General features: G+C 53.7%; 9 protein-coding genes. 3 read left to right on the top strand and 6 right to left on the bottom strand.

Features of this window, described 5'->3' with window-relative positions; genetic code table 11:
- Positions 1-828 (top strand): LysR family transcriptional regulator (locus tag RTK32_RS09075; protein ID WP_312043209.1); only part of this gene is annotated, 828 nt, incomplete at its 5' end.
- A gap of 106 nt (positions 829-934) precedes the next feature.
- Here RTK32_RS09075 and RTK32_RS09070 read toward each other — a convergent pair.
- From RTK32_RS09070 to soxR, 5 genes are all read right to left on the bottom strand, one after another.
- Positions 935-1,825 (bottom strand): hypothetical protein, encoded by an 891-nt coding sequence (locus RTK32_RS09070; protein ID WP_312043207.1) that lies wholly within the window; start codon positions 1,823-1,825, stop codon positions 935-937.
- Positions 1,826-2,046: 221 nt separating this feature from the next.
- Positions 2,047-3,696 carry a Na+/H+ antiporter gene (locus RTK32_RS09065; protein WP_312043205.1) on the bottom strand — a complete coding sequence of 550 codons (1,650 nt, stop codon included), beginning with the start codon at positions 3,694-3,696 and terminating at the stop codon, positions 2,047-2,049.
- Positions 3,697-3,868: 172 nt separating this feature from the next.
- Entirely contained in the window at positions 3,869-5,218 is a 1,350-nt protein-coding gene (locus RTK32_RS09060) for an NCS2 family permease (RefSeq protein WP_312043203.1), read from the bottom strand.
- 352 nt (positions 5,219-5,570) lie between these two features.
- Complete coding sequence (locus RTK32_RS09055) at positions 5,571-6,233, bottom strand: glutathione S-transferase (protein ID WP_312043201.1); 663 nt, start codon at positions 6,231-6,233, stop codon at positions 5,571-5,573.
- A gap of 45 nt (positions 6,234-6,278) precedes the next feature.
- Complete coding sequence (gene soxR / locus RTK32_RS09050) at positions 6,279-6,743, bottom strand: redox-sensitive transcriptional activator SoxR (RefSeq protein ID WP_312043199.1); 465 nt, start codon at positions 6,741-6,743, stop codon at positions 6,279-6,281.
- A 110-nt stretch (positions 6,744-6,853) separates the two neighbouring features.
- Between soxR and soxS the strand changes: the two genes are divergently transcribed.
- On the top strand, positions 6,854-7,234 hold the full coding sequence (gene soxS / locus RTK32_RS09045) for a superoxide response transcriptional regulator SoxS (RefSeq protein WP_312043197.1): 381 nt from the start codon (positions 6,854-6,856) through the stop codon (positions 7,232-7,234).
- Here the strand turns inward: soxS and RTK32_RS09040 are convergent.
- Positions 7,231-8,535, bottom strand: a complete 1,305-nt coding sequence (locus RTK32_RS09040; protein WP_312043195.1) for a diguanylate cyclase domain-containing protein — start codon at positions 8,533-8,535, stop codon at positions 7,231-7,233. The genes soxS and RTK32_RS09040 overlap by 4 nt on opposite strands.
- Positions 8,536-9,323: 788 nt before the next feature.
- On the opposite strand from RTK32_RS09040, the gene RTK32_RS09035 reads away from it, so the two are divergent.
- Positions 9,324-9,605: a YjcB family protein gene (locus tag RTK32_RS09035; protein ID WP_312043193.1), complete on the top strand. Its 282-nt coding sequence runs from the start codon at positions 9,324-9,326 to the stop codon at positions 9,603-9,605.
- Positions 9,606-9,706 lie beyond the last annotated feature (101 nt).

The following is a 9,706-nucleotide window of genomic DNA, read 5'->3' as shown; positions in this document are numbered from 1 at the left end:
TACGTTACCCAGCCGACGATCAGTAAAATGCTGCGCCAGCTGGAAGAGGAACTGGGCTGTACGCTATTGATCCGTGAAGGACGCAAGCTGCGTCTGACCGACACCGGCCAGGCCGTTTATCAGCGCGGGTTGACTATCCTGCAGGAGTTTAAGCAGCTGGAGGCGGAGATTAGCGATATCAACGACCTGAAAACTGGCGAGCTGCGGCTGGGTATTCCGCCGATGGTGGGGATGCAGATCGCCGGGTCGATCTCCGCTTTCCGCCAGCGTTATCCCGGCGTCGAGCTGAAAATTTCCGAATTCGGCGGCCTGACCGTGCAGCAGGCGGTGCTTTCCGGCACGCTGGATATTGCCATGACTGCCCTGCCGGTAGCGGAAGATCTGCCGCTGAACGCGCTGCCGCTGATGAGCCATCCGCTCTGCGTGCTGGTGCCAAAAACCCGCGAATGGCTGCGCCGTACCCATGTCCCGCTGGCCGAACTGGCCGGCCATCCTATCCTGATTTACAACGAAGAGTTTTCGCTTAACCGACAGCTGATGCGCGCTTTTCAGGCTAACGGCTTCACGCCGCAGATCGCGGTACGCAGCGGCCAGTGGGATTTCCTTGCAGCGATGGTGCAGGCCGGCATGGGCGTGGCGATCCTGCCCGAACCAATCTGCCAGCGGCTGGATAAAAGCCACCTGCTATGGCTGCCGTTGGAGTCGGAGCTGGTGTGGCAGCTGGGCCTGATCTGGCGGGAAGGCAGCTACCTGTCAAAGAGCGCGCAGGCCTGGATCGCGTGCTGTCGGCAGTTCTGGCCTGGCCAAACGCCGACGCTATCAATGTAGCGGTTGAGTAATTGATTTAGTGCCGCTTGCCAGCGGCCGATAAAAGCGGAACAGCGCTGTTTCGCCAGTCGAGCAGTGACGATAACGCTAAATGATAATACTGATTTTATTTTAACGGGCAGATGAGCAAAAGGTTTCTCTCGCCATTTGTACGAATATCTTCCTCAAGATTTAGTTTGACTTTTTCCCCGTCAAGTTCGATCCACATGGAATTTTCATCCGACATAAAATAAAAAATAAACGCCTTATTTAAGTTATCCTCAGTAGCCAATATTCCTTTCCATGACGTGTGATTATTAAATTGACGGGTAATAAAAGTGTATGCTTCCCGCCAGCTGTTAGTCGCATGCAGGGCATATTGCTGAAACAGATGATAGCTTTTCTGATATTGGCCTTCTGGGGGATCTTTTTTGCTTAAAGTTGTTATGCTACCGACTTGATAATCAAGAATAGCAATAGTGCCGTACATATCTTTAGCGACGACTACCGCGTGCCCGGATCCCAACGGAAATCCTCCCCTTTGAGCATGCGGATGACGAAAATAGGTCAGCCCCATCGCTTCCGTTGCAGCCAGTTCACGATCGATATAATCATACGTCTGCTCCCAGAGCACATTCGTCGGCAGTGTAGGTGCATCAAAGTTCGTCAGCGCGGCATAGCGGCCTGCGTCGCCATATAGGCTTAGCGTCTCTGCCAACGTGCCGCCATACTGCTGCATGGTTTCTGACTCCGCCACCAGCTCGTTAACAGTTTGATTAGTCAATGCGGCAACAGTGCAATAATAGCAGTTAGTATTAAGTTGATAAGGATTAAGTAATGTCGATATTTCCTTAAAATCATCAATTAGCTGTAGGCCCGAGCCAAAAAAACCACTGAAGTTTGCGGGCTGTATTTGCAAACATTGCTGTTGAATCATTACAATGAGATGCTGCTGTATAGCATAACTAATGGGCGAGCCTGCCAATATCTTGTCTTTATTAAACGGAATCTTTTCCAATACGGCCTCCTTAATTTTGTCAGGCATTATATTTTCACTATAAAAGCACACGTTTCGATATCCGATTGGATATACTTCAGTAGCCTGGCAAATTGGAGGCGCTATTTTTATGTAGTAGATCAATAAACCTGAAATTTACTACACGCCTTGAGATATAATAAGAATGGACAACATCAATACTAAGAGAAAAACCGCGAGCCCGGTGGCTCGCGGTCTTGCCTCTACTCTTCTTTCTCGATCAGCAGCGTTTCCAGCAGGTCGAGATCGTGCAGCATTTTCTGCATGGTCTCATTACTGATTTTCTGCGTGGCGCGCAGGTGATACAGCTCACCGCGTTCAGCGCGCAGCGCGGTCAGACGGAAGCGGCGCTCGAGGTTTTCCGCATACAGCGCCCGTTCCAGATCGGCCTTACCGTCCACGCGACGACGCATATTACCAATCACCCGTGAAGCGACCTCTTTGACCAGCTCGGCATCAATGTTCTCTTCAGTATCGGTTGTCAGGCGTTCTTCCATCTTATGCAGGCTGTCGATAGCCGTTTCCGCCATCGCCGCGCGCGCCATCTGCACTTCGTGACGATGTGCCGTCTTGTCATGGCCTGCTACGCCGCGCAGCAGCACCGGCAGCACCGCCACACCGACCAGCAGCGAGAACAGGATGACGCCCATTGCCAGGAACACCAGCTCGTAGCGCGCCGGAAAAGCGTCGCCGTTAGTCAGGAACAGCGGAATGGACAGCACACCGGCCAGGGTAATGGCTCCACGCACGCCAGCAAAAGAGGCGATCAGCAGTTCACGCAGGCTGTAGCTGGTGAACTCCATTGGCCTTTTTTTCAGCAGGCGCTGGCTTATCAGGCGCATGGTCCACAGCCAGGCGAAGCGGACGATCATCAGCGCGGCATAAATCAGCACTACAGACAGCACCAGCATCCACAGATCGACATTAGGATCGGCCTCTGCCTGGGCTATGGACAGCTGCAGGATATCCGGCAGCTGCAGGCCGAGCATCAGGAACACCATGCCGTTAAAGACAAATTCCAGCATTTGCCAGACGCTGTTGGCACGCAAGCGCATCGCCAGAGGTGCCTGACGGATAATGCCTGAACGGGTGATGGTCATGCCCGCCGCGACGGCGGCCAGGATACCCGACACACCGATATGTTCAGCAATCAGGTAAGACGCAAAAGGCAGCAGCAGCAGCAGCACCGTCTGCGTGGCTGGATCGTCACCGGTCCAGCGGCTGAACAGGCGCAGCGACTTGCCGTACAGCCAGCAGATAGCAATACCGGCTATCAGCCCGCCAACGGCGACCTTTACGAATTCCAGCGACGCGCCGGAAACCGTAAACACCATGGTGCCCATCGCAACCGCGACGGCGAACTTTAGCGATACCAGGCCAGAAGCGTCATTCATCAGCGCTTCACCCTGCAATATCGACATAATTTTCTTCGGTATGCGCCCTTCGCCGACAATACCAGAAAGCGCTACGGCGTCGGTTGGCGACAGGACGGCCGCCAGTGCGAAAGCAGGCAACAGCGGAATGCCCGGCACCAGCCAGTAGATCAGATAACCAATGCCGACTACGGTGATCAGCACCAGTACCAGCGCCAGGCCAATAATCTCGCGTCCGTGATGTAAAAACTCGCTGGTCGGCGTCTTCCAGCCGTCAGCAAACAGCAGTGGCGGAATAAACAGGACCAGGAACAGCTCGGGATCGAAATCGACATGCAGGCCGAAAGTTGGCCACGCTAACAGCGCCCCCATCACGATCTGCACCAGCGGCAGGGGGATTTGAAAAGGAATAATGCGTGCGGCTACGCCAGAGAGCGACACCACCAGCGTGAGGATAAGAATAGTAAAAAAGATTTCCATGTTGTCCTTTCATAGCTTCCAGATAGCAACAAAATACCAGGCTCGGGACACATAATGCCCTGTGTAATAGTAAAGCAAAAATGGGACACGCTGAAAAAGCTGATGTGTGCTATTACGCGGAAAAAGCGAAGATTCGGAACGGAGGCCGGAAATACCGGCCTCGCGAAGGGGATCAGATGGCCCAGCCGCCGGCGTAAAACGCGACCAGCGCGACAGCGATAATCACCGTGCCGACGTTGAGCTTGCGCCACTCGCCTGCAAAGATGCGACCAATGACCAGCGAGCCAAAGCCCAGCATAATGCCCGTGACGATATTGCAGGTCAGCACGATAAACACGGCAGCCAGCAGGCCAGACATGGCATCGACAAAATCGCTGAAGTCGATTTTGGAGACGTTGCTCAGCATTAGCAGGCCCACGTACATCAGCGCCGGCGCGGTAGCATAGCCCGGCACTAAGTAAGCCAGTGGCGACAGGAACAGGATCAGCAAAAACAGCACACCTACCACGATAGCGGTCAGGCCGGTTTTGCCGCCCGCAGCCGTACCCGCAGCGGATTCGATATACACGGCCGCAGGCGAAGCGCCAATCAGGCCGGAAAAGATGCTGCTAACCGAATCCGTGGTCAGCGCTTTACCGCCATTCAGGATCTGATGATCTTTATCCAGCAGGTTCGCCTGCCCCGCTACCGCACGGATAGTGCCGGTCGCGTCAAACACCGCGGTCATTACCAGCGCCAGCACGCTTGGCAATACCGCCGGTTTGAGCGCGCCTAAAATATCCAGACTAAAGACCAGCGAGTGGCCTTGCGCATCCGACAGCGAAGGCATGGCGAACAGCCCCTGATATTTTACGGCCGGATCGAAAATCAGTCCGAGTACGGAAATGGCAATGATGGTCAGCAGGATCCCGCCCGGCACGCGAAGCTTTTCCAGGCCAAAGATCACCGCCAGCCCTGCCAGCGTCATCAGCACCGGGAAAGAGGCGAAGTCGCCCAGCGCAACCGGCAGCGCGCCCGGTACGGGGTTTTTTACCACCAGTCCTACGCCATTAGCGGCAATCAGCAGCAGAAACAGGCCGATACCGACGCCGGTACCGTGCGCCACGCCCATCGGCAGGTTGCGTAATATCCAGGCACGGATCCCGGTTGCGGAGATTAGCGTAAACAGCACGCCCATCAGGAAGACCGCACCCAGCGCGACCGGCACGCTGATATGTTGGCCCAGTACCAGGCTGAAGGCGGTAAAAGCGGTCAATGAAATGGCACAGCCTATCGCCATCGGCAGGTTTGCCCACAGCCCCATAATAACCGAGCCAAAGCCCGCTACCAGGCAGGTCGAGACAAACACGGCCGCGGGAGGAAAGCCCGCCTTACCGAGCATGGAAGGCACAACAATCACCGAATAGACCATGGCGAGGAAGGTGGTAAGTCCGGCTAAAATCTCCTGACGCACGGAGCTGCCGCGCGCAGAAATTTTAAACCAGGCATCTAACGATCCGCCGGTCTGATGATGAGTCGACATAATGGAAATCCCCTGAACTTTCTTATGAATTATCGATGCCTGATGACGGGTTCATACCACGTTTACATCCCTGATAGCGCTATTGCAGATCGACAAAACTCCATAAAGGAGCCGCGATCGGAAAAAAGCAAACGTTTAACCCGACAGGCATACTGCATTTTTTTAAAGGCAAACGATTATCCTGCCTTTAAGGCCGCCTTTTCAACTGCTGATGCCGGGAAGCTTGCAGATTTTCCTTTCTTTTACGCCCGCACCTGCCTGAGCAGACTTTAGCTGGCTCATTGGCAAGCGCGGTCATAGCACTTTCTTATGAGGAAGCACGAGGAAACTTCAGGAGCTGCGGGGCGATTATTTATTCAAGATTGACCGCGCCACCTTTCTGCAGCGCCCGTTGCCAGGCCGCCCGGCTTTGGACTTTCTTTAGCCAGGCCTGAATAGCAGGAGAACTACCTGCGCCGCCGCGCGCGCTGAGCGCCTGAAGTGGAAAACTCATCTGCACGTCGGCAATGCTGAAATGGGAACCGGCAAACCATTCATTGTCAGCAAGATGCTGCTCGATAAACTCGCGATGGGTGGCAAGTTGCTTGTCGAGGTACGCCTTCTGCACGCCTTTGCCAAAAGCGCGCCCTACTGGTCGCAGCAGCCAGGGCACCGGAGCCTCACCCATGCGGCTGAAAATAAGCTTCATCACCAGCAGCGGCATCAGCGAGCCTTCTGCATAATGCAGCCAGTAACGGCCCGCGATGTGCTCGTCTTCCGTAGTCAGTTTCAGACGGCTTTCAGCATCATAATGCTCCGCCAAATATTCAAGGATCGCGCCGGACTCTGCAATCACCCGATTGCCATCGGTGATCACCGGCGATTTACCGAGAGGGTGCACTTTTTTCAGCGCTTCGGGTGCCAGCATCGTTTTTTCCCGCTGGTACAGTTTGATTTGATAAGGGGTTTCCAGTTCTTCCAGCAGCCAGAGAATACGCTGCGAACGGGAGTTGTTCAGATGGTGGACGGTGATCATGACCTTTCCTTGTGCGTAAATACAGTGCTCTCAGTATAGACAGCCTTATTTACGTTCAGGTGCCAGCAGGATCGCCCCCGTGCCGCGCTCGCTCAGGCGGTCATCCGGATTACGCAACGGACAGTCTTCCATTGATAAACAGCCGCAGCCAATACAGCCATCCAGATCGTCACGCAGTCGGGTCAGGGTATCGATACGGCTGTCCAGTTCTTCGCGCCATTTACGGGTCAACAGCGCCCACTCTTTTGGCGAGAGCCGTTTGCCCGGCGGAAACTGAACCAGGTGCTCGCCAATAGTCGCCAGCGGAATGCCTATCCTTTGGGCAATTTTAATCACCGCCACCCGACGCAGGACGTCACGGTGATAACGGCGCTGATTGCCGCCGTTGCGGAAACTGGCGATCAGGCCTTTGCTTTCATAAAAATGCAGCGCTGAGACGGCCACGCCGCAGCGTGCCGCTACGTCGCCGGGGGTCAGTTCACGCTTATTCAGAACGGACGTTTTTTTCATTTTGCGCTTTACCTCAAGTTAACTTGAGGAATTATACTCCAGCCCTTGAGAAGGCGAACCCTCTTTTTTCGCCATGTTGATTGGCCGCCAGCTACCGGGAGAAGATCAGAATGCATAATGATATTGTTCACGCGCTTACCGACTGGATTGACAGTAATCTGGATAAGACGCTTTCCATTGATGACGTTGCGGCGCGATCCGGCTATTCCAAATGGCACCTACAGCGCATGTTCCGGGCCGTGACTAAACAGACGCTGGGCAACTATATCCGTGAACGCCGTCTGACCCTGGCCGCGAAAGAGCTGTGCCAGACGCAACGTCCGGTTTTTGATATTGCTATGCAGTACGGCTATGACTCGCAGCAGACTTTCTCACGCGTTTTTCGCCGCCAGTTTGATCAGACACCGACGGCCTACCGGCACAGTATGCGTCGCCCGCAGAAACGCCAGGCCAGTTTTGACTGCAGCGAATTCGCTTACGCTCACAGCTAAACGTTTTCATATTCAGGCGCCGCTGCCGTCTGTAGTCGGCTCCAGAGCGTGGGCGAAAAATACCAGCCGCCACCCAACGCCTTGATGTGGTACATCGCCGCATCGGCCTGGGCGATGGTCGCCTCGCCGGTATGATGATTTTTTGCCAGCGCGATGCCGATACTCAGCGACTGAGTAAGAAGAGTACCGTCGTCCAGTCGTACAGGTTCACGCATCGCTTCAATCAGGTTTTGCGCGACGCAGCCCGCCTGTTCGCCGCTTTCAATACCCGATAGCAGTACGGCAAATTCGTCCCCACCAAGTCGTGCCACCAGATCATTCTTACGCAAATGCCCGCGCAGGCGCTGAGCGGTAATGGCCAGTACGCGATCGCCAGCAGCATGACCGTAGCGGTCGTTGACCTCTTTAAAACGGTCGCCGTCAATAAACAAGACTGCTACCTGCGCAGCGGTTAAAGGCGTGCTTAATTGCTGCTTAAGCTCCTGCTCAAAAGCCGTGCGGTTAGGCAACCCGGTTAATGCATCGTGGCGAACCTGATGAGCCAGCGTGGCGTTTTCGCTTTGCAGATGGCGTTGCCAGTTGGCTAACTCATCCAGCAGGCTGTTAAAGTCACCGCTAAGTTTGTTCAGCTCGGCAATAGAAGAGGAAGGCACGCGTAGCGAGAAGGCCCGCCGCTTACGCACCTCATGCGCCACGCAGGCGATATTCGACAGGGCGCTGACAATGCCTGAATGCATTCTGCGCGACAAATAAAAGGCCAGCAGTGCGGAAATTAACATGCTGCATCCCAGCCATGTCAGCGCCTGGAAAAGATAGTGCATCACCCGACAACCATCACCGGTCAGCCAAATCGAGCCGACTTCTTTCCCTTCGCACAGCACGGGAATGTGTACCGGTTTTGGAAATAACCAGCGCGAGACCAGCTCACTAAAGGCGCTTTTTTCACGATGGTCGCTGGCGGCCCAGCTGGCCAGCAAATGACGATCCGCATCGAGGATCCGCACCTGACCAAACTGCGTTTTCGCACCAATATCCTGCAGGATAGCGCGCGCTGCTGCACCGTCGCCTGTTGCTACCGCCTGCTGTGCACTGTAGCTGATGGTCGTCGCCAGCAGCTCGGAATTATTTTCTGCATAGCTACGCAGCGCCAGCACTGAAAGCAGTGAAAGCGAGAGACCGCTGAAGGTCAGCGAGACAATAATGATAATTAAATGAATACGCCGTAGCGACTTTCGTAGCGTGGGCAGCGGTTTCGCTGCCGATTGCGCGGTAATGTTTCCCGCGGGACGGTCATGATACATGATTCCTCCCACGCCAACCGAACGGATCTCCGCTCATGCAGCGCTTCTGCATTGGGGCCTTACGTTGACGACCGCCCGAAGCTGCAACGCTGCCGGGACCAGGCTACTGCCCCGATCTGAGTTAAAGAGCAAGCTGAAAGCACAGGGAAAATTAACTGCGGGCAAAATGGCTTTTCGACTCTGAATAGCCACAGGCAAACAGACAGGCTCCGGTTATCTGACATAAATTTTCGCTATCTTTCCCTGCGCGTTATGACGGAAAACGCTTCATGGGAATAAAAAAGCAAAAATAAGTTTCTAAAAATCCTACAACCCCTCTTCATTCCATACAACTTTTAACAGGTCAGATTCATCCCAAACGATCCAGTTATTGTCAGATAATGCGGCATAATGCCGTGAGAAATAAAGAATAACGGGGTGGAAAAAGGAAAAGACAATCCCGCAATGGAAGATTAATAATGGAAATTATTATCATCTATTGTCTCAAAAAATAAACCGAATTTGAGTTTGCCTTAAACGAGAATTAATTCTTTTTGGTAATATTACGCATCTGCCGTCAAATATCGTCGCTAACCTACGGGAAATAAATACGATTATTACGCGCGTTCAAAAAACGGCCCTAAGCGGCCTTAAAAGTGTTCAAAACCCGTCCGATGCGATGCTATAATGTGACCGTCATCACACTTACCCCCCTGTATCCGTCCCGATGGAAAGCAATCCTGGCCTTTTCGTCCGGTCAGATGACGCCTTTTTATTGCCAGGCCTGATTGATGCGGAGTTTTAGAAATATGGGTACCTTAACCGCTAGCCTGGTGCTGATGAGGTGGGAGCTGATTAGTGCGGTCATGATGTTTGTTGCCAGCACCTTTAACGTAAAATGTCGTCAGTCCAGCCGCAACGGTATGGCTTTCATCTTTACTGGGGTGGGAATCGGCATGGCATGCTGGTTTGTCACCGGCCTGTTAGGTATCACGCTGAGCATGGATAACCTGCTTAACTTCTGGCATATCACCAAAGACGTGTTTGTCGATGTGATGAGCCATACGCCAGCCGATTACCCGCTGCCGTAAAACGCAATAATTTCTGGCTAATACTAAAGACGTGTTTGTCGAAGTCATGAGCCATACGCCAGCCGATTACCCGCTGCCGTAAAACGCAATAATTTCTGGCT

Source organism: Erwinia sp., from assembly GCF_031978025.1.
GTDB lineage: Bacteria > Pseudomonadota > Gammaproteobacteria > Enterobacterales > Enterobacteriaceae > Erwinia.
This window is presented reverse-complemented; position numbering and strand designations above follow the sequence as displayed.